Source organism: Pseudomonadota bacterium, assembly GCA_039196715.1.
In the GTDB taxonomy this organism is placed as follows: domain Bacteria; phylum Pseudomonadota; class Gammaproteobacteria; order CALCKW01; family CALCKW01; genus CALCKW01.
Genome location: JBCCUP010000003.1, coordinates 136,132 through 159,231, shown reverse-complemented (window position 1 = coordinate 159,231; position 23,100 = coordinate 136,132). Strand labels below are relative to the sequence as shown.

The window sequence follows — 23,100 nt, the reverse complement described above, 5'->3', positions numbered from 1 at the left end:
GTGCCGGCACGGTTTTTCTCACGCGAGGCCCTCGCTGCCGAGGCGCCGCGTCTGGCCAACCCGTCGGCGATTGTCGCAGCCGAGGTGGGCGTGCCGGGTGTGGCCGAGGCGGCTGCCCTCGCAGCGGTCGGGCCCGCGGGGCGTCTGGTGGTCGAGAAATGCAAGTCTGCACGGGCTACCTGTGCGGTGTCAACGCGGCAGAGCGGTGTGTTCGAGTCGGTCGAGTTCGGTCGGTCGCGCGGCACGCTGCACCTGATCGGCACCGGTCCAGGTCAGCCGGATTGGCGCTTGCCGGCGGTGGAGCAGGTGTTGGCCGCATGCACGGATCTCGTGGCCTACGGCTATTACTTCGACCTGCTCGGGCCGGCGGCAGCGCGGAAAACCCTGCACAGTTTCGCCCTTGGCGAGGAGGAAGTGCGCGCGCGGGCGGCGCTGGCGCTGGCGGCCGAAGGCAAGACCGTCGGTCTGGTCTGCTCGGGCGACCCGGGTATCTACGCCATGGGCGCGCTGGTCTTCGAACTGGTCGAGCGCGGCAACGAACCCGCCTGGCAACGGGTCGACATCGTGACCACCCCCGGCATCACGGCGCTGCAGGCCGCCTCCGCGCGGGCCGGTGCTGCGATCGGCCACGACTTCTGCGCCATCTCGCTCTCCGACCTGCTCACGCCCTGGGAGGTGATCGAGCGGCGCCTGCAGGCGGCTGCGGCCGGCGACTTCGTCGTCGCCTTCTACAACCCCGTGTCCCGCCGACGTGACTGGCAACTGTCGAAGGCGCGCGAGATTCTGCTCACGCAGCGCCCGGAATCGACCCCGGTGGTGCTTGCGCGCCAGCTCGGTCGCGCGGAGGAATCGGTCACGGTGACGCGGCTCGGTGAGCTCGACGCGGGGGATGTCGACATGTTCACGGTGGTGCTGGTCGGATCGAGTCAGAGTCGTGCCATTCCCCGCGGGGACGGCACATCGTGGGTGTACACACCCCGCGGATACAACCGAAAAGCAGGAGTGCAATTGTGACTGTGTATTTCATCGGGGCCGGGCCGGGCGCCGCGGACCTGTTGACCCTGCGAGGGGCGAAACTGATCGCGTCTAGCCCCTGCGTGCTGTACGCCGGTTCGCTTGTGCCGCCAGAGGTCCTGGCCCACGCGGCCGCGGGTGCCGACGTCATCGACACGGCACCCATGCACCTCGATCAGATCATCGAACGTATCGAGCTGGCGCACAACGCGGGTCAGGACGTGGCGCGTGTGCACTCCGGTGACCCCTCGCTGTACGGGGCCGTGGGCGAGCAAATGCGCCGCTTGCGCACGTTGGGTATCCCGTTCGAGAGTTGCCCGGGCGTGCCGGCTTATGCCGCAGCAGCGGCGGCCCTCGGCAAGGAACTCACGTTGCCGGACATCAGCCAGACGGTGATTCTCACGCGAACAGCGCGCAAATCCACTGACATGCCGGCCGGCGAGGACCTTGCCACGCTCGGCCAGTCACGGGCAACGCTCTGCATTCATTTGTCGATGCGCAATCTGGCACTCATCGAGTCGGACCTGTTGCCGCTCTACGGACCGGACTGTCCCGTGGCCGTGGTGTACAAGGTCACATGGCCGGATGAGCGCATTGTGCGATGCACACTGAGCACGCTGCGAAAAACGCTGTACCGAAGTGGCATCACACGCACGGCACTGGTGATGGTTGGAGAGGTGTTGCGGGATGATGCCGAGTTTCAGGACAGCGCGCTGTACCACGCCGATCACAACCACTACCTGCGCCCCAAAACCAAACGGCCCCGCAAGGTCCCACAGTGAGAACACCCCGATGAGCAAGACCGGCATCATGATTTGCGGCCACGGCAGCCGATCGAAGGCAGCCGAAACGGAGTTCGGCCTGTTGGCCCGCGGGTTGAAAGGGCGCTACCCGGACACGCCGGTGGAATACGGCTTCCTGGAGTACTCCGCGCCCAACATCCACATGGGGCTTGACGCACTTGTGGCCTCGGGTGTCGATCGCATTCTGGCGGTGCCGGGTATGCTCTTTGCCGCGACGCACGCGCGCAACGACATCCCGTCCGTGCTGACCACCTACCAGGACAAACACCCCGGCCTCTCAATCGACTACGGCCGTGAACTCGGTCTGCACCCGAGCATGATCGACGCCTTCGAAGCGCGTATTCTCGAAGCCCTCGGCGTCGACCACGTGCACGACGGCGACCTGTACGACACGTTGCTGGTCGTCGTCGGCCGCGGAACGTCGGACACCTTTGCCAACGCCGAGGCGGCGAAGCTCTGCCGCATCCTGACGGAGAAACTCGGCTTCGGTTGGGCCGAAACCGTCTATTCGGGCGTGACCTACCCGTCGGTGGGGCGCGGGCTCGACATGGCCCTCAAACTCGGCTTCAAGCGCGTGGTGGTCGCGCCGTATTTTCTTTTTACGGGACGGTTGATCGACCGTATCTACAACTACGTCGATGAGGTGGCGAAACAGCACCCTGACGTGCAGATTCTCAAAGCCGGGTACCTCAAGGACCAGGATCACGTGATCGACACCTTTGTGGCGCGTGTGGAAGAGGCGAGGTTGGGCGAGTTCAACGACGATAACGACCTGATGGCCTCGTTTCGCACACGGCTTGCGCGCGGCGAGGTGGATGTCCACCACCATCACGCGGAGTACCAGCCCAGCACGGACCCCTACGATGACGAGGCGCCCGGTGGCGAACACAGCCACGATCACGATCATGGCCACAGCCACAGCCACAGCCACGGCGTGTATCGGCACATCGCACACCCGCACGGTCCACGCACCATGATCGATGACAACGTCTGCTGCTGCTTCATGAGCCAGTTCCCGGCCGAGGTGGTCGAAGACGAGCGGCGACTGCGTGCCGAGCGCGGCGCCAGGCCGCTCAGAGACGCGGTGCCGCACCCGGTTGCGGGGACGCGCTCGTCCTGAGCGGCGTGCATCGGCATCGACCCCACGGGGTGCGCATGGAGGGAGCCCGAGTGCGTGCCATAATGTGCGGTTACTGAGCGCCAGCGAGGCCCCTGTGGCGGAATTGAACAGCATCGAAGAGATCATCAACGACCTGAAAGCGGGTCGTATGGCTATCCTCATGGACGACGAGAACCGTGAGAACGAGGGTGATCTGGTCATGCCTGCCGAGAGCGTGACCGCCGATGACATCAACTTCATGGCGCGCTTCGGGCGAGGCCTCATTTGCCTGACGCTCACCCAGGAGCGCTGTCGTCAGTTGCGCTTGCCGCTGATGGTGGGGGATAACGGTGCAGCCTTCAGCACCAACTTCACCCTGTCTATCGAAGCGGCCGAGGGCGTGACCACCGGCATCTCCGCGGCCGACCGAGCACGTACCATCCAGGCCGCCGTGGCCGCCGACGCGCGGCCGGAGGACATCGTCCAACCCGGACATATCTTTCCCATCATGGCACGCCCGGGGGGCGTGCTGGCGCGCGCCGGCCACACCGAGGCCGGCTGTGACCTGGCGCGGCTCGCCGGCTTCGAGCCCGCCGCCACGATTGTCGAAATCCTCAACGAGGACGGCAGCATGGCACGGCGGCCGGACCTCGAGCGCTTCGCCGCGGAGCACGACCTCAAGATCGGTACGATCGACGACCTGATCCGCTACCGCATGGCCAACGAGCGGACGGTCGAGCGGGTGGCCGAATGCCAGCTCGACACCGAGCATGGCCCGTTTCAGGTTGTCGCCTACCAGGACGTGATGGAGAACGGCTTGCACCTCGCGCTGGTGCGTGGCGTGGTGGACGGGTCGCAGCCCGTGTTGGTGCGCGTGCAGGTCGAGGACCTCCTGAGCGACTCGCTCGGTGCGGTGACGCCGGGCAGCTGGTCGCTCAGGCACGCGCTGAAGCGCGTGTCGGACGAGGGTGGTGGGGTGGTGCTGCTGGTGCGACCGCCGGCGCAGCCGGGTGACCTCGCGCGCCGAATTCAACAGGTGCAACTCGGCAGCGACGCGGCACTCGAGGCGAGCGACCCGGACGACAATTACCGGACACTCGGGATTGGGGCACAGATCCTGTCTGACCTTGGTATCCGTCGCATGCGGTTGTTGAGCTCGCCGAAGACCTTCCACGGTCTCGCGGGTTTCGACCTGGAAATCACCGAGTTTGTTGAACCCTGAGGACCTGATCCATGAGCGAATACCGCCTGATTGAGGGCAATCTGTCGATCGACGGCGCCAACGTGGGCATCGCCGTGGCCCGCTTCAATGCGTTTGTGGTCGAGAGTCTGCTCGCCGGCGCACTCGATGCGCTGCGACGCGGTGGGGTGCCGACTGCCAAGGTCACGGTCGTGCGGGTGCCCGGTGCCTTCGAGTTGCCTCTGGTACTCGACAAGATGGCAGCCACCGGCGACTACGATGGGCTGATCGCCCTCGGTGCGGTCATCCGCGGGTCGACCACACACTACGAGGCCGTCGCGGACGGCTGCAACCGCGGCATCGCGCAGGTGTCGCTCAGCCGCGGCCTGCCGGTTGTCAACGCGGTGCTGACGACCGAGAACATCGAACAGGCGATCGAACGGGCCGGCAGCAAGGCCGGCAACAAGGGCAGCGAAGCCGGCAGTGTGCTGATCGAGATGATGAACGTGGTCCGCCAACTGTGACCAACGCGGCCGAGGGCACGGCCTCGCCGGTCGCCGGCAGACGCGCCGCGCGTCGCCTTGCGATCCAGGCGCTCTACCAGTGGGAGATGACCGGAGACGGCATCGCGGACATCATCTCGCAGTGCGTCGCGCGCGAGCCGGGCCGCATTCCGGTTGACCAGGCCTACTTCGAAGCACTGGTGCGTGGCGTGGCCGGGTCGATCAGCACGCTCGACCCCGAGTACGAACGCTGCCTCGACCGCCCGGTGGACCAGCTCGACCCGATCGAACGCGCCGTACTGCGCGCCGGCACCTGGGAGTTCCTCCACCGTCTGGACATCCCCTACCGCGTGGTGATCAACGAATCCGTCGAGCTGGCCAAAGTGTTCGGCGCCGAGGAAGGCCACAAGTACATCAACGGCGTGCTCGACAAACTGGCCAAACACGTGCGCGCCCCCGAAGCGCAGCGGCAGGCGACGTGAGCAACGCCGACCGCAGCCGCCTGGCCGCCCTGTTCGCGGGCACGGCAGACCAGGCACGGTACCCGCTCGATGTGCTGGACGGGCAGGCGGCAACCCTGCTCGAGGTGCCGACCGGGAAACAACTCGTCTCGGCCCAGAGCGCGTTGCAAGGCGGCGTGCATTTGAGCGAGGGGGAGAGCGCCGAGCGCGCCGCCAGCGTGGCCTTCTGTGCCGTCGCCGCCGAGTTGGCGTCGGTGGGCGCCTTGCCCGCGTGGGGCACGGTGAGCCTTGTGGTGCCGCGCGACAGCGGTGATTGGGTGCAGCGTTTCGGTGCGCGCCTGGTGTCCCTCGCCGAAGCCGTGCAATTGCAACTGATTGCCGGTCCCGTGCAGCGTGGGGCCTTGTCGATCCACCTGCAGCTGCACGGTGTGGCCGAGCGCGGTCGCGTCATGCGACCGACCGGGGCCGCGGTGGGTGACATCATCTACGTCTCGGGCGAACTCGGCGGCGTCGCCCACTGTACAGACCGGTTGCGCCGGAACGAAACGCTCGACGCGCACTGTCTGCGACGTTGGCGCGCGCCGGTGCCGCGCATCGGGCTGGGCAACTACCTCAGTGGCGTGGCGTCGAGCTGCGTGAACGTGTCGTCCGGGCTCAACCAGGCCGTCGCCGGGCTGACCCGCTTGTCGGGACTCGGTGCGTCCATCAAGCTTGACGCGCTGCCCCTGCCCGACGCCGTGGCCGAGCTTGGTGTTGCGGGCCTCGACCTCGCGCTGTACGGCGACGGCGACTGTGAGCTGTGCTTCACGGCGCCGCCGACGGCGGCCGTCGCGAGCAGCTTGGCGCAGATCCCGCCGATCATGGGGCGCGTGACCGCGATCGGCACGGTGGACCCCGAACCCGGTGTGCGCGGGATCAGTGCCCGGGCGCAGGTGGTGCAATTGCCTACGCGGGGCTGGCGGCATTTCACGGGCACCACCGACATCGTGCTGTGACCCCGGGCATCGACACCCTGCGCGACTGGCGGTGCGCACTCGGGCTCGGACTCGGCAGTGGTCTGCTGCGCCCGGCGCCCGGCACCTGGGGCACGTTGGCAGCCACGCCGGTGGCCTGGTGGCTGATGCACGTGTCGCTGCCAGTGGCCTTGGCGGTGGTGGTGGTCTCGGCGGTGGTGGGTGTCGCGCTGTGTGAGCACACGGCCAAGGCCCTCGGTGTCCACGATCACCCGGCGATCGTCTGGGACGAATTTGCCGGCCTGTGGCTCACGGCCCTCTTCGCGCCGGCCACCGTGCCGGGCCTGATTGCGGCCTTCGGGCTCTTTCGCGTCTTCGACATTGTCAAACCCTGGCCGATCCGGTGGTGCGATCGGCAGGTCGACGGTGGCCTCGGTATCATGCTGGACGACCTGCTCGCCGGCGTCGGGGCGGGCCTGGTGCTGCTCGGCGTGTCCGCAGCGGGGTGGCAGGGCGGCCTCTGAACCGGATTGTCACCTCGGTGGTTGCCCAGACAGCGCCATCGCCCTGTCTTTGTGCGGGGCCTCGCGTACACTGGCGCAACCCACCCAGTCAGACGCACGATGACCACCGCCACGCCCCAGGCCCCGCCGCGCACCGGCTTCATCAGCCACGGATGCCCGAAGGCCCTGGTCGACTCCAGGCGCATTCCGACGCAGCTGCGGACCGAGGGTTACGCCGTCTCGCCGAATTCCGACTGGGTGCGCATGCACTGTGTCTACCCCTACCCGCACGTCGACGAGTTGATCCCGCCGATGGCAGAGGGACGGGTGCTGCCGTACCCCGGCATCCCGCGTCAGCACGCGCGCCCGACCGTGCTCAAGGCGATGAATGGGCCGTCCGGCGCGGAAACACGTTGCAACGCATACGGAAATGGCGGGACACCTGCCCGGATGTCGCGATTCGAAGCACCTTTATCGTGGGTTTTCCGGGCGCGACCGAACAGGACTTCGAGACGTTGCTACAGTTTGTCGATGACGCCGAGTTCGACCGGGTCGGCACGCTTTGCGTGCTCGCCCGTCGAGGGCGCACGGGCGAACGCGTCGCCCAACGCGGTGCCTGAGGCCGTCAAAGCCGAGCGGCTGGACCGGTTCATGGCCCGCGCAGCGGCCGTCAGCGAACGCCGGCTGGTTGCCAGGGCCGGTCGGGAGCTGACGGTGCTGGTGGATGCAATGGACGAGGACAGGGCGGTCGCGCACAGCGATGTCGACGCGCCCGACATCGATGGATGTGTGGCTATCTACCCGCACGAGACCCGCTCGGTGGGCGAGTTTGCGAAAGTTACGCTGACAGCTGCCGACAGGTATCACGTATGGGCAGAGGTGCGAGCGCCCGATTGAAGCTGTGACAAGCCGTGTCGTCTAAGGAAATGGTGTGTCGTTTGTAAAGCGTCTGCTGCAGGGGACATTCATCTGCTACGTGATCGGCGGATGCATTGCTGCGGGCATCCACATCGGCATTGTCGCGTTCCTGGTCGAAGTCTTCGGCGTGGACAAGGAAAACGCCAACTCGGTCGGGTTCGTGGTCGGGGTGGTGATCAACTACCTGTTTCAAGCCTTTGTGACCTTCCGAGACGACAGCGACGACCACTGGCAACAGTTCCCCTTGTTCGTCGGCTTTGCCGTCATCGGCCTCGGCATCAACCGGTACGTGTTCAGCCACGGTATCCACGATTGGCAGTTGCAGTACCTGATCGCCACCGCGCTGGCGATCGGTGTGGTGTTCATGTTCAATTTCACCTGCAATCGCCTGATCACCTTCCGCCGTGCGCCGCGGTCGGACCGCACCCACGGCGATCGGCAGCTCCCCGGCAATGACACCACCCGCACCGGCTCCTACTGAGCGCCCCGAGACGGTGCCTGGCCTCGCCGTGTTCGACCTGGACGGCACGCTGACCGCCCACGACACCTACAAGCGTTTCCTGCGCACCCGCCTGCGGGCGCGCCCGTGGCGTGCGCTGCGGTGTGTCAGCCTGCCGTGGCACTACTGGGTGGCGCGTCGCACCCGGCGCGACCACGTCTGGCTCAAGCTCAAGGCCCTCGGTGCGGTCGTGGCGGGCAGCCAACGCGCGGAGCTGCGCCGATTTGCCGTGGCATTTGGCGAATCGGTGGTCGACACCGACGTGCCTGCGCGCGCGCGGGCGCGCATCGAGGCTCACCGCGCGGCCGGCGACACGCTGGTGTTGTGCTCGGCGAGTTTCGACTTCTACGTCGAAGCGATCGGCGAACAGCTCGGCTTTGACGCGGTCATCTGCACACGATCGGCTTGGCGCGACGACCGCCTGGTGGCCGCGATCGACGGCGAGAATTGCTTCGGCGAGGAGAAGATCCGCCGGCTGGAGAACCTGGTCACCGAGCTGGGCGCCGGCCACCGCCCGCACGTGTCGGCCTACACGGACCACCACAGCGACGTGCCGTTGCTCGAGTGGGCGAACACGCCCGTCGCCGTGAGCCCCACCACCCGCATGTCGCGCATCGCCGAAGAGCGCGGGTACGCCGTGGAACAGTGGCACGCCCAGTCGGCGTTCTGAACGCCACGCGCCGAGTTGCCCGCGCGCCTGTTCGTCGGTCCGCACCTCAACGTGGGCGCAGGGTGTCCTTCGCGAGGTTGATGCGGCTCGCCAGGTAGTCGCTGCCGCCTTTGTCCGGGTGCATCTTCGCGATCAAACGCCGGTGTGCCTGCACCACGTCGTCGGCCGTGGCACCGTCGTCGAGGCCGAGGATGGCCAGCGCCTCTTCGCGGGTCATGTCGCCCGAGGCGTCGGCCGCACCCGCGCCGCCGGGGTGGCCAGTCGGTTCCCACTCCCCGACGCGCTCGCGTTGCACGTAGGCAAGCAACAGCCGCACGTCGTCGATGTCGCCCTGGCACGCGTTCCAGAGGGCGCGCAACTCGTCCACCGACAGCGACGACAGGGTGCGGCCAGCGAAAGCGCCGCGGCTGACGGTCCCGTCCATGCGACCGGTGTCGTGGTCGAGTGTCATGCGCAGGCTGGTGCTGCTGACGGTCGATTGCCCCTGACCGCCGCCCGACGCGCCGGCGACGCTGCCGAACACCCGTTGCAGGATCGGCAGGTAGCGCAGCAGCTGGGGCAGCAAGCGCACCCCCATGGCCATGGCGGCGCCAATGGCGCCGAACAGCGCGTGTGCTCGGCCGGTCAGCACCAGCGCCACCAGCAGCACGCCGCCGCCGATCAGGCCGTAGCGGATCAGCGTTTTACGGTCGGGCGGGCCCCCGCGCGTGAGCTGTTTCCAGGTCAACCAGACCGCCAGCACGATGGCGAGGAGCAGTACGAGTTTGGTCATGGCTCGAGTTGTCGCAACAATCCGGCAATGGTGGCCGACTGTTTTGTCAGCTGCAACGTTTGCACGGCGGCCGTGCCGCCGCGAGCCCAGGTGCCGACCGCCGCCAGCAGATCCGCGAGGATCCTGCGGCTGTCGAGATCGAACCGGGCGTAGGCGCCGCCGCTGATCGCGGCCAATCGACCAAAGGCGTCGCGTGCTACGGGGTCGTTGCCCTCCTGGAAGAGGAACAGCGGCACACCCAACAAGCGCAAATCCCCGGCGAGGCCGGCCAGGGGGTCGAAACGTTCCTCGCAGCAGTCGCCGACGTAGACCAACGCCGAGAGCGGGCGTGCGCGCGCCTCGGTGCGCACGTGGCGCAACACCCGACCGATCTGGGTCTGGCCTGCGGCGCAGCGCACCGCGCGCATCGCCCGCAACAGGGCGTCGGAGCTGGTGTGCCACGGTGTGGCGCGACACTCGCCATCACCCCGAAAGAAGACCAGTTGCACGTCGAGGCCCTGTATGCCGTCGGTGGCGACGAACAGGTTTTGCTGCAACGCCATTGCCTCGTTCCAGGTCGGCTGGCGGCTCGCCGTGGCATCCAGCGCGAAGACCAGACGCCCGGTTGCCTGGGTCAGCGGTGCGGGCGTCGCCTCGACGGCCTTGAGGAATCCGTCGACGGTGTCGGATTCGGTCAGGGCGGCGCTGCGTTTGCGCAGGTATTTGGGTGGGTCAGCCATGGTGGCAGTATCGCACGGACAGACGAGTCCGACAGCTGCGGTGAATCGAGTGTGCACTCACGCGGTACAGGGTTGTATTCTGTTCTGGCTGCTTGAGAGGCCTGGCTCAGGCACGCAGACAATCCAGCAACGCGAAGCGCGATCGCACGCTTGGCTGCACCGGAAGCTGCCACCAGGATTGCAACACGGTGCGGTACAGGGAGCGAAAGTCGGTCGTGTGCACGAGGTCGTCTGCCTGAAGTTGCGCCAGAGACGGTGTCTGGCCGTGGAAACCGCCTTTGACTCGGCCGCCCACCAGAAGTTGCGGTGCTGCAGTGCCGTGATCGGATCCCTGGCTTGCATTTTCGATCACGCGTCGACCAAATTCCGAATAGGTCATGATCAGGACGGAGTCCCACAGTCCGGCGTGAACAAGTGCATGGCGCATCGCAGCGATACCCTGCGCCAGTTCGGCGAGCAGGCCGGCATGCCGATCGAGTTGGTCGGCGTGGGTGTCAAAGCCTTGCAGGTGAAGCTTGACCAGCGGCGGGGCCGTGTGACTCAGGAGCAGACGGGTGGTGTCTGCCATCCAGGTGCCGAAACGCGTGGCCGGAAACCCCCGAGGCGAGGGCGGCACGCCCCGACCGATCAGCAGCGCACGGTAGGCGTTGCTGGCGCTGTGTGTGTCGTTCAGCGCGGACAGCATCGGGTTCGAATCGGCGCCGTCTGGCGCGGTCAACGTGGAGCGCGTGTTGACATAGGCATCGAGCGTGTCGAACGACACGAATCGAGCGCTGCCCCCGGCCACCGGTGCGGGCCGGTTGCCAAAGACCACGGCGTCGATGCCGTCGCCAGGCTGCAGTGCGCTGTTGGCGAGCCAGCCCGTTCGCGACACGACATCGCTGTCGGTGGCACTGTGCCAGATGTCGATAGAGCGGAAATGGGAGCGATTGGGGTTGGCGTACCCGAGCCCTTCCACAATCGCGAGTTGCGTGTCCCGCCACAGCGGCAACAGCGGCGCCAGCGCCGGATGCAGCGCGCGCGTCTCGTCCAGTGGCAGGCACTGCTCGGGCGACAACGCGAGCGCGGGGCGGTACTGACGGTAGGCCGCATCGCGGTAGGGCACCACGGTGTTCAGGCCGTCGTTGCCACCCTTGAGTTCGATCAGAACCAGGCGCCGCGCGCTGGCGGGGCGCCGGCCGTCGTCCGCGTGAGCGATGGCTGGCGCGCTGGCTAGCAGACTCAGGAAATCGCGTCGTTTCATGTCGAAGTCACTTCAGCTGGTAGTCGAGTGACAGCCAGGTTGCCACCGTGTGTCCGGGCACGCCGTCCGCGCGTCGGGCGACCCAATTGATGAAGGTCTGTCGTTGATCGAGGCTGCTGCTGCTGATCCACGCGAGACCGCCCGGCCAGCCTGCCACGTCCGGGGGGTTGAAGGGTTCCTGTCCCAGAATCTTGAGCGTCTTGACCCAGCGCGCCGGTTTCCGGATCTCGATACCGGTCTCGCGCTGCAGGCCGATCACCAGCTCGATTGGCGAACGCACCAGGCGCTTGCGGTTGTCTGTCGCCCAGAACGCGTCCTCGTTGAGCAACGCGCGGATCAGTTCGGTGATGCTCCAATCCGTCGCGATGAAGTGGCGTGCTAGCCGCTCGATCGCGTCCTCAGGCACCGACTCGCTGATGAATTCCCGCCAGAGTCGCTCAACGGGGTAACGTGCTGCACGCGGGTGGCCCAGTGCGATCTCCACGGCATCGGCGGGGTTGAACCGCCCGCGTTGACCGAACAGGGTCTTCTCGCCGTCGTCGTGCATGCGCGGGTTGAACGCGTACTTGGCGGTCTTGAAATCCGGCCGCGCGCCGGTCAGCGCGCGGGCCAGCTCGCGGATGTCAGTCTCGCTGTAGTGCCCTTCACCCAGTGTGTGCAGTTCCAACAGCTCGCGAGCGTAGTTTTCGTTGGGGTGCTTGCGGCGGTTCTTGTGGTTGTCGAGGTACGTCAGCAGCGCGGGATCGAGTGCGAGATGCCTGACAAGTTCGCGGTAGTCGCCGGCAGCAAACCGGCGCACGGTCTGGTGTTGTTGCCAGCTGTAGATGGCGTCGGGCACGTCCCGGACCCGCACACTGAAGACGTTGTGCCAGAACAGCACCAGGCGCTCGGCCAGCGGTGAGGGGGCGGCGGCGGCGTTGGTGACATACCAGGCCTTGAGGTCTTCTCGGCGCATTCTGCGTTCGCGGTTGCGTGCGCGGATCCGTTTCTCCCGTTCCGCGTTTTCCAAGCCCTGCGGGAGCTGACGCGACACCGGCGGCTGGCCGGTCCAATCGGGTGGTGAAAGCGCGGTGTCGAATCGCAGCGCGTCGACCAGGGCGTCGACGGCGTCGCTGCGGTTGAGTGGCGCGAGGGTGCGCGACAGCGTCGCGTCCGGGCCAAATCCCGTGCGCAGGATGAGGTGCGATGCGTCGTCGGGTGACAGGGCGCTCAGCGGCTTCGCGCACAAGACCAGGCAGACCGCAACCCACCGTCGGAAGCCGGATGCGGATTGTCGCTGTGTCATCGTCATGGGCAGAACCTCACCCAGTCGCAGCAAGAAGCTGGCCCGAATCCAGGCGTCCAAGGGTATCGGGCCGCCGGACTGCCGGGCTGCCGGACCGCCGGGTTGCCTCAGGCTGAGGTCGCGTCAGGAGTCGCCGGTGAGCGGCAGGACGGGCTCGACGGTGTCTTCATCCTGCACGGCCTCGATCGGCGTGATGTGCACGATCAACCCGAACACCGGGTTGTCGATGTAGTGGGTCCGGCGCGAGCGCATGCGGCGGTGGTCACGGTAAAAGACGCTGCGTTCGCCCGTGGTCTCGCTGAACACCAGTGCCGATTCGACGTGCAGGTAGCGTCCGAGCGTGACCGTGACGGTGCCGTTGAGCTGACCTACCTGGGTTTCGTCCCGCGTTATCAAGGCGTTGGCGGTAGATCGTCCGATGCGCATGGTGGTGTAGTCGTCGACCTCGCCAAGCGTGGCCAGGGCCCGCGCGGGCTGGTCGGGGGTTTCGACCACGTTCAGCACGGTGCCGGCGTTGATACGCACCGCTTGCCCCGCGTCCCGCGGCAGACCGGGTTGTCGCCAGACGCGGTAGTCGAGCAGGGGATAGCGGCTCGAGTCGGCAAGTGAGACTGCGGTGTCGGCCAACGCCGGACCGGTGCCGAGGCGTTCGAAACCGTCCGGCAGCAGATCGTCGTCGAGCGACGCGGCGTCCCCGGTGTCGGGCAGCAGGACGCCGGGTTGCCACGGTGCCCCGTCGCCCCAGGCGGTGTGGCCGAAGGCGATCAACTCGATCAGGTAATCCTTGTCCTCTGCGGTCGCCGGTGCCGCGAGCAGGGCCAGCGCGAGCAGGGCAGGTGTAAGACGAGCGATCATGGGCGGGTTTCCAGTGTGGTGAGTAGCGCGTCCACGAAAGTGAAGCGGGTGTCCCGGTCTGCCAGATCCGCGGTGAAGCGCAAGGCGTGCTGTCCCTCGAAACTGTAGACCTGCGGCTGTTTCTGTACCAACTCGATCAGGCACATCGGGTCGAAGTTCGGTGTTGAGTGGAGGCGCAATCGGCCACCGGCCGCGCCGGCGTCGAGCTTGGTCGCGCCGAGTGCGTCGCAGCGCAGTTTGAACTCCGTTTGTGCGATCAGGGCCTTGGTCTGGTCCGGCAACAGCCCGAAGCGGTTGATCAGTTCGACCTGAAGCTCCTTGATTTCGTCAAGGCTGCCTGCGCTCGACAGGCGTTTGTAGAGAATCAGGCGGGTGTGAACGTCAGGAACATAGTCCTCGGGCAGCAGGGCGGGCGTGTGCAGGTCGACTTCGGTGTTGCCGCCGAGTGGCGTGTCCACATCCGGGATCTTGCCGGCCTTGAGCGCGGCGACAGCGCGCTCGAGCAGCTCACTGTACAGGGTAAAACCGACCTGTTGGATCTGCCCGCTCTGACCCTCGCCCAGCAGCTCACCCGCCCCGCGGATTTCGAGGTCGTGGGTCGCGAGGGTGAAGCCCACGCCGAGGTCTTCGAGGGACTCGATGGCGGCGAGGCGTTTCTGTGCGTCTTCCGTCATCGCCTTCGGGTGCGGCGTGATGAGGTAGGCATAGGCCCGGTGGTGAGACCGACCGACGCGACCGCGCAGCTGGTGCAGCTGCGCGAGGCCGAGTTTGTCCGCGCGATTGATGATGATGGTGTTGGCGGTTGGCACGTCGATCCCCGATTCGACGATGGTGGTGCACACCAATATCGAGAAACGCTGGTGGTAGAAATCCAGCATGACCGACTCGAGCTCGGTCTCGCGCATCTGACCGTGGGCGTAGTTGACCGTCGCCTCGGGCACCAGTTCGGCGATGTCCCGCGCCACCTTCTCGATGGTGCGCACCTCGTTGTGCAAGACGTACACCTGGCCGCCACGCGCGAGCTCGCGCTGGCAGGCCTCGCGCACGATCTGGTCGTTCCACTGGGTGACAAAGGTCTTGATTGCGTGCCGATGTGCCGGCGCGGTTGCGATGATCGAGAGGTCTCGCAAACCGGACAGGCTCATGTTGAGCGTGCGGGGGATGGGCGTCGCGGTCAGGGTGAGCACATCGACTTCGGCGCGCAGGGATTTGAGGTACTCCTTGTGGCGAACGCCGAAGCGGTGTTCCTCGTCGATGATCACAAGGCCGAGGTTCTTGAACTGCACGTCCTTGCCCAGCAACTTGTGCGTACCGATGACGATATCGACGGTGCCGGCGCGCAACGCGTCGAGCGTGTCGGACTGCGCCTTGCCACCACCAAAACGGGACAAGCCTGCAATACGAATGGGCCAGTCGGCAAAGCGGTCCTGGAAATTCTTCGTGTGCTGCTGCGCCAGCAGTGTGGTCGGCACCAGCACGGCCACCTGCAGGCCCGCGTCGGCGGCGGCAAAGGCCGCGCGCATGGCGACTTCGGTCTTGCCGAAGCCGACGTCACCGCAGACCACGCGGTCCATCGGTTGGGCGCGTTCGAGATCGCGCAAGGTGTCCTCGATCGCGCGGCCCTGATCCTCGGTCTCCTCGAACGGAAAGCCGCTGGCAAACTGGGTGTAGTTGCCGGTGTCCACCGGCACCGCGCGACCTTGCCGTGCCGCACGGCGCGCGTGCACATCAAGCAACTCGGCGGCCACGTCACGCGCCTTCTCGGCCGCCTTGCGTTTGACCTTTGCCCACTGATCCGAGCCGAGTTTGTGCAGCGGCGCCGACCCCTCGTCCGCGCCGGTGTACCGGCCGATCAGGTGCAGGTTGGCCACCGGCACGTAGAGCTTGTTGTCGTCCGCGTACTCGAGCGTCAGGTACTCGGTCTGCACGTCGCCGATGTCAAAGGTCGTCAGGCCCCGGTAGCGCCCCACACCGTGGTCGATGTGCACGACCGGTGAGCCGATCGCGAGGTCGGCGAGGTTCGCGATCAGGGCCTCCGAGCGGCGCCGATCCCGGCGAGACCGCTCGCTGCTGCGAGCCCGCTCGCCGTACAGTTGCGACTCGTCGATGATGGCGATCTCGCCCGAGGCGAGCTGCAGCCCCTCGCCGGTCGGCGCCACGGTGATCGCCTGGCGAAGTTCACTCTGGAGGAATGCGGACCAGTCCTCGACCGGCTTTGGCGTGATGCCGTTACCGCGCAGCAGGTCGTTGATGGCCTCGCGGCGCCCCGGCGATTCTGCGGTGAACAGCACACGCCCCGGCTTGCTTGCGAGGTGGGTCTGCAGCAGGTGCAGCGGCGAGTCGTGGCGCGGGTTGACCGGAAACCGTGAGGGCAGCTGTGTACCGAAATTGTGTGCGTTGACGTCCTGCGACTCGAAACTGCCAACGTCCGTCGGCGTGCAATCGCCAATCAGGGCGCGCGCGTCGTCGAGGCCGACAAAGACGGCCTCGGGTGGCAGCAACGGGCGCTCGATGTCGTGCCGCATCTGTTCGTGGCGTTCGGTGATCTGCGCCCAGTGCGCGTCGAGCGCCTGGTCGCAGCCCTCCAGCACCAGCATGGTGGCGTCGTCCGGCAGGTAGTCTCGGAGCGTCGCCATGCCCTCAAAGAACAGCGGCTGGTAATACTCGATGCCTGACGGCGCGATACCCGAGGTCACATCACGGTAGATCGGGCTGCCGCCGTAGTGCTCGAAACGCTCACGAAACTGCTTGCGAAAGCGGGTGATACCGGCCTCGTTGAGCGGAAATTCGTGTGCCGGTAGCAGTTGAATGCGCTCGACGCTGTCGGTGGCGATCTGCGTCTCCGGGTCGAACAGCTTGATGCTGTCGAGCTCGTCGTCAAAGAAGTCCAGTCGGAAGGGGGCCGATGCGCCCATCGGGAAGAGATCGAGCAGCGAACCTCGGCGGGCGAATTCGCCGTGCTCGAGCACCTGGCTCACGGCGCGGTACCCCGCCTCGACAAGATCGCGCTGCAGCGCCTCCGGGTCGAGCACCTGACCCTGGTTCAGCATCAACGTGTGGCCCCGGATGAACGCCGGAGGCGCGAGCCGTTGCAGCAGGGTTTGCACCGGTAGCAACAACACGCCGTCCCGCTGCTGCGGCAGGTGATAGAGGGCCTCGATGCGTTGCGAGACGATGTCCTGGTGCGGCGAGAAGGGGTCGTACGGCAGGGTCTCCCAGTCGGGAATCACACGCAACGGCAGGGCGTCGTGAAGAAACCACCGCAGCGCACTCTCGAGCCGCAACAGCTCGGCCGCGCCCGGAATCAACACCACTGTGAGGGACGACGCGCGAGCAACGTGCTCCGCCACCGCGAGCGGGATGGCTGCGCCGTGGAGTTGACCCCAGCGTCGAGTGGTCTCAGGGGGTGTGGCGAAGACGGTGTTCAGGCTCACTCGGGTTCCGCAGACACAAAGCGTCGAAGTGTACCTGAGACCACCCCGTGGTCGGCGTCGCGGTGCGCGGCGTGCGCCGGAATACGCTACCCTCGCTGCCCATGCAGCAACCCTTCTCCCTGTCCATCGGGCTCCGCTACACGCGCTCGAAGCGCCGCAGCGGATTCGTCTCGTTCATCACGCTGATTTCGGTCATCGGCATCGCGCTCGGCATCACCACGCTGATCGTGGTGTTGTCGGTGATGAACGGCTTTCAGACCGAAGTGCGTGAACGCATCCTCGGCATGGCATCTCACGCCACCATCACCAAACCCGAAGGGCCGGTGCGCGAGTGGCAGTCGCTCGCACAGGCGGCGCGCGAACACCCCGAGGTGGTGGGCGCAGCGCCCTACGTCGAGGCGCAATTGATGCTGGTGAACGGTGAGCAGGTGACCGGTGCGCTGGCGCGCGGTGTGCTGCCTGAGCACGAGCCCGATGTCTCCGAAATCGAGGCGCAGATGACCCGTGGCAGCTTGACCGAGCTGCAGCCAGGCAGCTTCAACGCGGTCCTCGGGGCCTCGCTGGCGAACTACCTCGGCGTGGGCGTGGGCGACAAGGTCACCGTGGTGGCACCGGAGGCCTCGGTGAGCGTGGTGGGGGTTACGCCGCGGATGAAACGGTTCACGGTGGTCGGCACCTTCAGTTCCGGCATGGGCGAATACGACCGCAACATGGCCGTCTTCGCCGCTTCAGACGCGGCGCGCCTGTTGCGCATGGACGGGCTCAGCGGGGTGCGCCTCAAACTCGAGGACATGTTCAACGCGCGCGCCGTCGCCAAGGACCTGGCTGACACGCTCGGCGAGACCTGGTGGGTGTCCGACTGGACCTGGCAGCACCGCAATTTCTTCCGAGCGGTGCAGACTGAAAAGACCATGATGTTCATCATCCTCTCGCTGATTGTCGCGGTCGCGGCCTTCAATATCGTCAGTATGTTGATCATGGTCGTGAACGAGAAACAGTCCGACATCGCAATCCTGCGGACGCTCGGGGCGAGCCCGGGCAGTGTGATGCGCATCTTCCTGGTCCAGGGCACCGTCATCGGGTTGTTCGGGACCGTGCTCGGCCTGATCGGCGGGGTGTCGCTGGCGTTGAACGTGGAACGCCTGGTGCCGATGATCGAGTCGCTGCTCGGGCGCAAGTTTCTCGCCGAGGACGTCTACGCGATCTCGTACTTCCCGTCCGAGCTCAAGGTCGACGACGTGCTCTGGGTCACGGTGATCGCCTTCGTGCTGACGGTCGGGGCGACGCTGTACCCGGCCTGGCGTGCGGCCCGAACCGACCCGGTGGAGGCGCTGCGGCATGACTGAATCCCCGTTGGTCATCGAAGCGCGCGGCGTGGAGCGCGACTACCGCGAGGGCGACAACCACCTCGCCGTGTTGCGCGGTGTCGACTTCAGCGTGGCCCGTGCCGAGCAGGTTGGCATCATCGGTCGGTCGGGCAGCGGCAAGAGCACGCTCTTGCATGTGCTCGGGGGCCTCGACCAGCCGACTCGGGGCGAGGTGCGCGTCGCCGGCACACAGCTGTCGCACCTGTCGCCGGCGGAGGCGGGTCGGGCGCGCAACCGCACGCTCGGCTTCGTGTACCAGTTTCACCATTTGTTGAACGAGTTTTCCGCGTTGGAAAACGTCGCGCTGCCACTGCTGATCCGCGGGGAGCGGGCCGACGCCGCCGAGCGACGGGCCGCGGAATACCTTGATCGGGTCGGTCTTGCGGACCGCCTGTCGCACACGCCTTCGCGATTGTCGGGCGGCGAACGTCAGCGCACCGCCATCGCGCGTGCACTGGTGACCGAACCGGTGTGTGTGCTCGCCGACGAGCCCACCGGCAACCTCGATGACAGCAACGCCGAACGCGTGCACGAACTGCTGCTCAGCCTGAACCGCGAGTTGGGCACCGCCTTCGTGATCGTGACCCACGACAGCCGGCTGGCCGGGCGCCTCGACCGCTGCTTGCAGCTGGTTGACGGGGTGTTGGAGCCGGTCTCAGTGGACGCCGAGCGCGCCTGACCGTGCGCTGGCCCGTCGCCGCGCGTGTGCGCGTCGTGCGCGTGCACGCCGGGCTGCGAGGCGCCGCAGGATCCGCGCGCGCCAGACGACGTGGGTGCCGACGTAGCCCAGGCCTGCACACACCGCAGCCAGCGCGGCGCACCCGACCATCATCGGCACCCAGACCGTGTCCACCTGCCAGAGCATGTCCGTCCAGCGCTCGGTCGGCTCCATGCGAATGCCGGTCAGGCTCGCACCGACACAGTACGCTGCGTAGTACATCGGCGGAATGGTCAACGGGTTGGTGATCCACACCAGGCTGGCGCTGAGCGGCAGGTTGACCCGCAGCTGAATGGCGAACGCGCTCGCGAGCAGGGTTTGCACCGGCAGCGGCAACCACATCAAGGCGAGGCCGACCGCGACCGCGCCGGCCACGGACCGCCGGTTGATGCAGTAGAGACACGGGTCGAGCAACCACGGACGCAGCACCGTCAGCGCGCGACGGTTGGCAAATGCGGTGGGCGACAAGGCGCCCCTGCACAGCCATTTCTTCATGCTGTTGCCTGCCTCGTTGTCTGTGACGCGCCCGACGGGGACCCCGGCGACCGCGTGACGCGGCAGATGTGATTCGGTGTCGACACACCGCGCGTCGTATCTGCCACTACACGACGTGTAACGGCGTGGTGCCCGCAATCTTCAGCGACGTGCCGCGTCAGGCTGCGCAGATGCGAAGCGTTCTGTGTGCCGTGGTCGGGGGGGTCGCCGCCCTGCGCCTGCCTGCCCTGCCCGGCGATGTCGGCCTGCTCGCCCTCGCCGTGTGTGCGGTCGGCCTCGGCGTGGCCGAGCGCACCCGGCCGGTTGGCGTCGGGTTGCTGGTGGCGGTCTGGGTGCTGGTCGCCGTGGACCAACGGCTCACCACACGTCTGTCCCACGACGGCGCCGTGGACGTGGTCTGCGAGGCCCACGTGGTCGGCTTGCCGGTGCAGGGGGTGGGGCGGCTGGGGCTGGTGGTCGACCTCCGCGACTGCGTGGGTTCTGCAGAACCACTGCCGCCGGTGTTGCGCGCCCGTGTCACATGGTATCGACCGGTGCACACGCTCCTGCCCGGGCAACGCTGGCGGATGCCCCTGCGGCTGCGCGCGCCGCGTGGCCACCGGAACTTCCACGGCTTCGACTACGAAACCTGGCTGTTTCAGCGGGGGTTGGACGCCACGGGCACGCTGCGCGCCAACGCCGCGCTGGTGCAGCTCGGCGATCAGCCCGTGAACGTCGATCGATTCCGCTGGCGATTGCGGGAGCGGTTGCGATCGCTGACCGCGAACCTGGCGCACGGCGGCCTTGTCGAGGCGCTTGCTTTCGGCTCGCGCGACCGCATTGACGCAAACCAGCAGCAGCTGCTCTCTCGCTCGGGCACCGCGCACCTGGTGGCGATATCGGGCTTGCATATCGGCATGGTGGCCAGCGTGGGTTTCGCGCTCGCCGCGGCCGTGTGGCGCATAGCCGCCCGCGCGGGGACGGCACCACCGGTGTCGTCGACCCTCTTTGCCGGCTGCGTGGGGCTGCTGCTCGCCGGTGGCTACGCTGCGCTGGCCGGGTTTGCGCTGCCGACCGTGCGGGCGTTGGTGATGCTGGCTGCGGCCTTCACAGTAACGCTCAGCCGTCGGCGGCTGGACGGCGCGGCGTGTCTCGGGCTGGCCTTTTTTGCCGTGCTGTTGGTCAGGCCATTGTCGTTGGTCGACGCCGGGTTCTGGTTGTCGTTTCTCGCCGTCGGCGTGATCCTCACGGGCCTCCGTGCGCGTCGGCACTGGCCGAGCTGGCAGGGCGCGTTGTGGGTCAACGGCGCGGTCGGGTTGCTGCTCACACCGGTGACCGTGTGGGTGTTTGGCGAAGTGCACTGGGTCAGTCCGGTGGCCAACGTGCTGCTGGTGCCGCTGTTCGGTCTGATCGTGGTACCGGGCGTGCTGTTTGCCGTCGCCGTGATGCCGGTTTCGCCGACGCTTGCGTCCGTCACGCTGGGGGCCGTGGACTGGATCTTGAGCACCTGCCTGCACGTGCTCTCGTCTCTGCTCGACGCGCTGCCCAGTGGCTTGCCGACGCCGGTCTCGGCCGCGGCACTGTGCGCGCTCGGGTGTGCTGCGGCGCTCGCGTTGCTGCCGCGCAGCTGGCCGCTGTCTTTCTGCGCCCTGGCAGCTGCCGTGCTGATGGCGTTCACGCTGCCGCCGGCGCGGCCACCGGTGGGCCACCTACGGGTCACCGTGCTCGACGTCGGTCATGGCCTCGCGCTCGTGCTCGAGACGGCGACCCGCACCCTGGTGTACGACACCGGCCCCCGCCGGGGTCGCTTCGACGCGGGCGCCCAGGTGGTGACGCCCGCGGTGCGCGCCGGCGGGCACGCGCGCGTCGACCAGCTCGTGGTGTCCCATGCCGACAGCGACCACGCGGGCGGTGTGGTCGGACTGCTCGCTCGAATGCCGGTGGCTCGGGTGCTGCGGCCCGAGGACGGCAGCTGCCGCGCCGGGGTGCACTGGACGTGGGACAAGGTGCGGTTCGACGTGCTCCACCCGGGGGTCGCCGACCGCGGCCACGAGAACGACCGATCCTGTGTGCTGCGTGCGACCACTGCAGGGGGGCAATCGCTGTTGCTGCTGGGCGACGTCGAGCGTCGCGGTGAGCGGGCCCTGTTGCAGCGCGGTCTCGACTCGGCCACGGTCATGACCGTGCCGCACCACGGCAGCACGACGTCCTCGAGTGACGCCCTGCTCGACACCGTCGCGCCGGCGTTGGCGATCAATTCGGCCGCGCGGGCGGGGCGGTTTCGCTTGCCGCACCCGCGGGTTGTCGCGCGGTATCGGGCCCGTGGTATCCCGCTGATCGGCACGGCGCAGCACGGTGCGGTGCGCTTCACCTTGCCGTTCACAGACCCGGCCGCGCCGCGCTGGGAGAGCGCTCGCGCGGACCGTCGCTGGCTGTGGCACAGGCGTCTGAACCCCGCGCGCTGTCACGGGGCGGCCTGCTAGAATCAGGGCCGAGGCCGGGGGTGTCCGCTTGGCCGCAACAGGATCGCTCGGTGCTCGAAATACTCTTGTCAGGTGGCTGGTTGATGCTGCCAATTCTGATCTGCTCGGTCGTGGCGCTCGCCATCATCGGCGAGCGTTTCCACGCCCTCAGTGCCCGACGCGTGATCTCCGAGGACGCGCGCAAGCTCGCGCGCCGCTGCGCCTTGCAACCGCACATCAGTGCCGAGCAACTCCAGACACTGCGCGCCGATTCGCCACTCGGGCGGGTACTGGCCGCAGGCCTGGCCAACCGGGGCGTGCCCCGCGACGTGTTGCGAGAAGCCATCGAAGAGGCGGGACGACACGAGGTGCACGGCCTGAATCGGTTTCTCAACGCACTCGGCACGATCGCGGCGATCACGCCGCTGCTCGGCCTGCTTGGCACGGTCGTCGGCATGATCTCGGTCTTCGCGACCATCACCTCCGTCGGGGTTGGCAGTCCCAATGCGCTCGCCGGTGGCATCTCGCAGGCGCTCATGACCACCGCGGCTGGCCTCTTCGTCGCCATTCCGGCGCTGGTGTTCAGCCGCTACTTCCACCGGCGCGTTGACGATCTCGTGGTGACGATGGAGAAAGAGGCCTTGCAGTTGGTGCACACGCTGCTTGACCCCGACACCCGCAAGGCCGGCCGCACGGTGCGCGCCGAGGCGACCGGTCGCCGCCGCGTCGCACCGTCGAACGCGGGCCAATGAAGTTTCGTCAACACACGCAGGCCGCGGTGGAGCTGAACCTCACACCGCTGATCGACGTGGTGTTTCTGTTGCTGATCTTCTTCATGGTGTCGACGACCTTTCAGACAGAAAATCAGATCAAATTGCAGCTGCCCGAAGCCAGTGCGGAGCACGCGCCCGAGGCTGCGCGCATCGAGGTCTCAATCAACGCCGAGGGTGCGTTGAGCGTCAACGGCCAGACCCTGGTGAACAACCGGCTCGAGACCGTGCGGGCCGCCTTGCAGACGCTCGCCGCCGGGCGGCGCGACGTGCCGCTGGTCATCCGCGCCGATCGAGGCACACCCTATCAGGCTGTCGTGACGGCAATGGACGCGGGCAGTCAGCTCGGCCTGACGCGCATTTCCCTGCCCACACTGCGACGCGACGCGCCCTGACGC

Annotated in this window: 23 protein-coding genes; 16 read left to right on the top strand and 7 right to left on the bottom strand. The window is 67.1% G+C overall.

Going from position 1 to position 23,100, the window contains the following annotated elements; translation table 11 throughout:
* The 11 genes from cobJ to AAGA11_02785 form a co-directional block, all read left to right on the top strand.
* Positions 1-1,014, top strand: a 1,014-nt coding sequence (gene cobJ / locus AAGA11_02835) for a precorrin-3B C(17)-methyltransferase (protein MEM9601777.1), incomplete at its 5' end; no start/stop codon positions are given.
* Positions 1,011-1,796 carry a precorrin-4 C(11)-methyltransferase gene (cobM, locus tag AAGA11_02830; GenBank protein MEM9601776.1) on the top strand — a complete coding sequence of 262 codons (786 nt, stop codon included), beginning with the start codon at positions 1,011-1,013 and terminating at the stop codon, positions 1,794-1,796. The genes cobJ and cobM, both read left to right, overlap by 4 nt.
* 10 nt (positions 1,797-1,806) lie before the next feature.
* Entirely contained in the window at positions 1,807-2,937 is a 1,131-nt protein-coding gene (locus AAGA11_02825; GenBank protein ID MEM9601775.1) for a sirohydrochlorin chelatase, read from the top strand.
* A 94-nt stretch (positions 2,938-3,031) separates the two neighbouring features.
* Positions 3,032-4,138 (top strand): bifunctional 3,4-dihydroxy-2-butanone-4-phosphate synthase/GTP cyclohydrolase II, encoded by a 1,107-nt coding sequence (ribBA, locus tag AAGA11_02820; protein ID MEM9601774.1) that lies wholly within the window; start codon positions 3,032-3,034, stop codon positions 4,136-4,138.
* Between the two features lie 11 nt (positions 4,139-4,149).
* On the top strand, positions 4,150-4,620 hold the full coding sequence (gene ribE / locus AAGA11_02815) for a 6,7-dimethyl-8-ribityllumazine synthase (GenBank protein MEM9601773.1): 471 nt from the start codon (positions 4,150-4,152) through the stop codon (positions 4,618-4,620).
* Entirely contained in the window at positions 4,617-5,081 is a 465-nt protein-coding gene (gene nusB, locus AAGA11_02810; GenBank protein MEM9601772.1) for a transcription antitermination factor NusB, read from the top strand. Before ribE ends, nusB begins: the two co-directional genes overlap by 4 nt.
* Positions 5,078-6,055, top strand: a complete 978-nt coding sequence (locus AAGA11_02805; protein MEM9601771.1) for an AIR synthase related protein — start codon at positions 5,078-5,080, stop codon at positions 6,053-6,055. The genes nusB and AAGA11_02805 overlap by 4 nt, the downstream gene beginning before the upstream one ends.
* On the top strand, positions 6,052-6,537 hold the full coding sequence (locus AAGA11_02800; protein MEM9601770.1) for a phosphatidylglycerophosphatase A: 486 nt from the start codon (positions 6,052-6,054) through the stop codon (positions 6,535-6,537). The genes AAGA11_02805 and AAGA11_02800 overlap by 4 nt, the downstream gene beginning before the upstream one ends.
* A 99-nt stretch (positions 6,538-6,636) precedes the next feature.
* A complete protein-coding gene (locus AAGA11_02795; protein ID MEM9601769.1) occupies positions 6,637-7,413 on the top strand; it encodes a hypothetical protein in 777 nt (258 codons plus the stop codon).
* Between the two features lie 34 nt (positions 7,414-7,447).
* Complete coding sequence (locus AAGA11_02790; protein MEM9601768.1) at positions 7,448-7,915, top strand: GtrA family protein; 468 nt, start codon at positions 7,448-7,450, stop codon at positions 7,913-7,915.
* Between the two features lie 13 nt (positions 7,916-7,928).
* On the top strand, positions 7,929-8,603 hold the full coding sequence (locus AAGA11_02785) for an HAD-IB family hydrolase (GenBank protein MEM9601767.1): 675 nt from the start codon (positions 7,929-7,931) through the stop codon (positions 8,601-8,603).
* A gap of 46 nt (positions 8,604-8,649) precedes the next feature.
* On the opposite strand, the gene AAGA11_02780 is transcribed toward AAGA11_02785, so the two are convergent.
* The 6 genes from AAGA11_02780 to mfd all read right to left on the bottom strand — a co-directional run bounded on the left by AAGA11_02780 (position 8,650) and on the right by mfd (position 16,911).
* Positions 8,650-9,375, bottom strand: a complete 726-nt coding sequence (locus AAGA11_02780) for a molecular chaperone DnaJ (GenBank protein ID MEM9601766.1) — start codon at positions 9,373-9,375, stop codon at positions 8,650-8,652.
* Entirely contained in the window at positions 9,372-10,094 is a 723-nt protein-coding gene (locus AAGA11_02775; GenBank protein ID MEM9601765.1) for a VWA domain-containing protein, read from the bottom strand. Before AAGA11_02775 ends, AAGA11_02780 begins: the two co-directional genes overlap by 4 nt.
* Positions 10,095-10,200: 106 nt before the next feature.
* On the bottom strand, positions 10,201-11,337 hold the full coding sequence (locus AAGA11_02770; GenBank protein ID MEM9601764.1) for a DUF1501 domain-containing protein: 1,137 nt from the start codon (positions 11,335-11,337) through the stop codon (positions 10,201-10,203).
* 7 nt (positions 11,338-11,344) lie between these two features.
* The gene (locus AAGA11_02765) at positions 11,345-12,622 is read right to left on the bottom strand and encodes a DUF1800 domain-containing protein (protein MEM9601763.1); all 1,278 of its coding nucleotides are present in this window, start codon (positions 12,620-12,622) and stop codon (positions 11,345-11,347) included.
* Between the two features lie 123 nt (positions 12,623-12,745).
* Complete coding sequence (locus AAGA11_02760; protein MEM9601762.1) at positions 12,746-13,477, bottom strand: CsiV family protein; 732 nt, start codon at positions 13,475-13,477, stop codon at positions 12,746-12,748.
* Positions 13,474-16,911 carry a transcription-repair coupling factor gene (gene mfd, locus AAGA11_02755; protein ID MEM9601761.1) on the bottom strand — a complete coding sequence of 1,146 codons (3,438 nt, stop codon included), beginning with the start codon at positions 16,909-16,911 and terminating at the stop codon, positions 13,474-13,476. Before mfd ends, AAGA11_02760 begins: the two co-directional genes overlap by 4 nt.
* Positions 16,912-17,012: 101 nt before the next feature.
* Here mfd and AAGA11_02750 point away from each other — a divergent pair, with 101 nt between their 5' ends.
* Together AAGA11_02750 and lolD are read left to right on the top strand one after the other, a co-directional pair.
* Positions 17,013-18,257 (top strand): lipoprotein-releasing ABC transporter permease subunit, encoded by a 1,245-nt coding sequence (locus tag AAGA11_02750; GenBank protein ID MEM9601760.1) that lies wholly within the window; start codon positions 17,013-17,015, stop codon positions 18,255-18,257.
* Positions 18,250-18,957 (top strand): lipoprotein-releasing ABC transporter ATP-binding protein LolD, encoded by a 708-nt coding sequence (lolD, locus tag AAGA11_02745; protein ID MEM9601759.1) that lies wholly within the window; start codon positions 18,250-18,252, stop codon positions 18,955-18,957. Before AAGA11_02750 ends, lolD begins: the two co-directional genes overlap by 8 nt.
* Here the strand turns inward: lolD and AAGA11_02740 are convergent.
* Positions 18,934-19,491 carry a DUF2062 domain-containing protein gene (locus AAGA11_02740; protein ID MEM9601758.1) on the bottom strand — a complete coding sequence of 186 codons (558 nt, stop codon included), beginning with the start codon at positions 19,489-19,491 and terminating at the stop codon, positions 18,934-18,936. The genes lolD and AAGA11_02740 overlap by 24 nt on opposite strands.
* Before the next feature lie 170 nt (positions 19,492-19,661).
* Between AAGA11_02740 and AAGA11_02735 the strand changes: the two genes are divergently transcribed.
* Genes AAGA11_02735 through AAGA11_02725 form a run of 3 tightly spaced genes read left to right on the top strand, consistent with a single transcriptional unit; the run spans position 19,662 to position 23,097 of the window.
* Entirely contained in the window at positions 19,662-21,953 is a 2,292-nt protein-coding gene (locus AAGA11_02735) for a DNA internalization-related competence protein ComEC/Rec2 (GenBank protein ID MEM9601757.1), read from the top strand.
* A gap of 50 nt (positions 21,954-22,003) precedes the next feature.
* A complete protein-coding gene (locus AAGA11_02730; GenBank protein MEM9601756.1) occupies positions 22,004-22,684 on the top strand; it encodes a MotA/TolQ/ExbB proton channel family protein in 681 nt (226 codons plus the stop codon).
* Positions 22,681-23,097 (top strand): biopolymer transporter ExbD, encoded by a 417-nt coding sequence (locus AAGA11_02725; protein MEM9601755.1) that lies wholly within the window; start codon positions 22,681-22,683, stop codon positions 23,095-23,097. Before AAGA11_02730 ends, AAGA11_02725 begins: the two co-directional genes overlap by 4 nt.
* The last annotated feature ends 3 nt before the right edge of the window (positions 23,098-23,100 follow it).

Excerpts from the sequence above, each read along its gene's own strand:
- ribE (MEM9601773.1), top strand. The coding sequence starts at position 4,150 with ATGAGCGAATACCGCCTGATTGAGGGCAATCTGTCGATCGACGGCGCC.
- AAGA11_02770 (MEM9601764.1), bottom strand. The coding sequence starts at position 11,337 with ATGAAACGACGCGATTTCCTGAGTCTGCTAGCCAGCGCGCCAGCCATC.
- AAGA11_02765 (MEM9601763.1), bottom strand. The coding sequence starts at position 12,622 with ATGACACAGCGACAATCCGCATCCGGCTTCCGACGGTGGGTTGCGGTC.
- AAGA11_02775 (MEM9601765.1), bottom strand. The coding sequence starts at position 10,094 with ATGGCTGACCCACCCAAATACCTGCGCAAACGCAGCGCCGCCCTGACC.
- AAGA11_02750 (MEM9601760.1), top strand. The coding sequence starts at position 17,013 with ATGCAGCAACCCTTCTCCCTGTCCATCGGGCTCCGCTACACGCGCTCG.
- AAGA11_02740 (MEM9601758.1), bottom strand. The coding sequence starts at position 19,491 with ATGAAGAAATGGCTGTGCAGGGGCGCCTTGTCGCCCACCGCATTTGCC.
- AAGA11_02735 (MEM9601757.1), top strand. The coding sequence starts at position 19,662 with ATGCGAAGCGTTCTGTGTGCCGTGGTCGGGGGGGTCGCCGCCCTGCGC.
- lolD (MEM9601759.1), top strand. The coding sequence starts at position 18,250 with ATGACTGAATCCCCGTTGGTCATCGAAGCGCGCGGCGTGGAGCGCGAC.
- AAGA11_02780 (MEM9601766.1), bottom strand. The coding sequence starts at position 9,375 with ATGACCAAACTCGTACTGCTCCTCGCCATCGTGCTGGCGGTCTGGTTG.
- AAGA11_02825 (MEM9601775.1), top strand. The coding sequence starts at position 1,807 with ATGAGCAAGACCGGCATCATGATTTGCGGCCACGGCAGCCGATCGAAG.
- AAGA11_02760 (MEM9601762.1), bottom strand. The coding sequence starts at position 13,477 with ATGATCGCTCGTCTTACACCTGCCCTGCTCGCGCTGGCCCTGCTCGCG.
- AAGA11_02725 (MEM9601755.1), top strand. The coding sequence starts at position 22,681 with ATGAAGTTTCGTCAACACACGCAGGCCGCGGTGGAGCTGAACCTCACA.
- AAGA11_02795 (MEM9601769.1), top strand. The coding sequence starts at position 6,637 with ATGACCACCGCCACGCCCCAGGCCCCGCCGCGCACCGGCTTCATCAGC.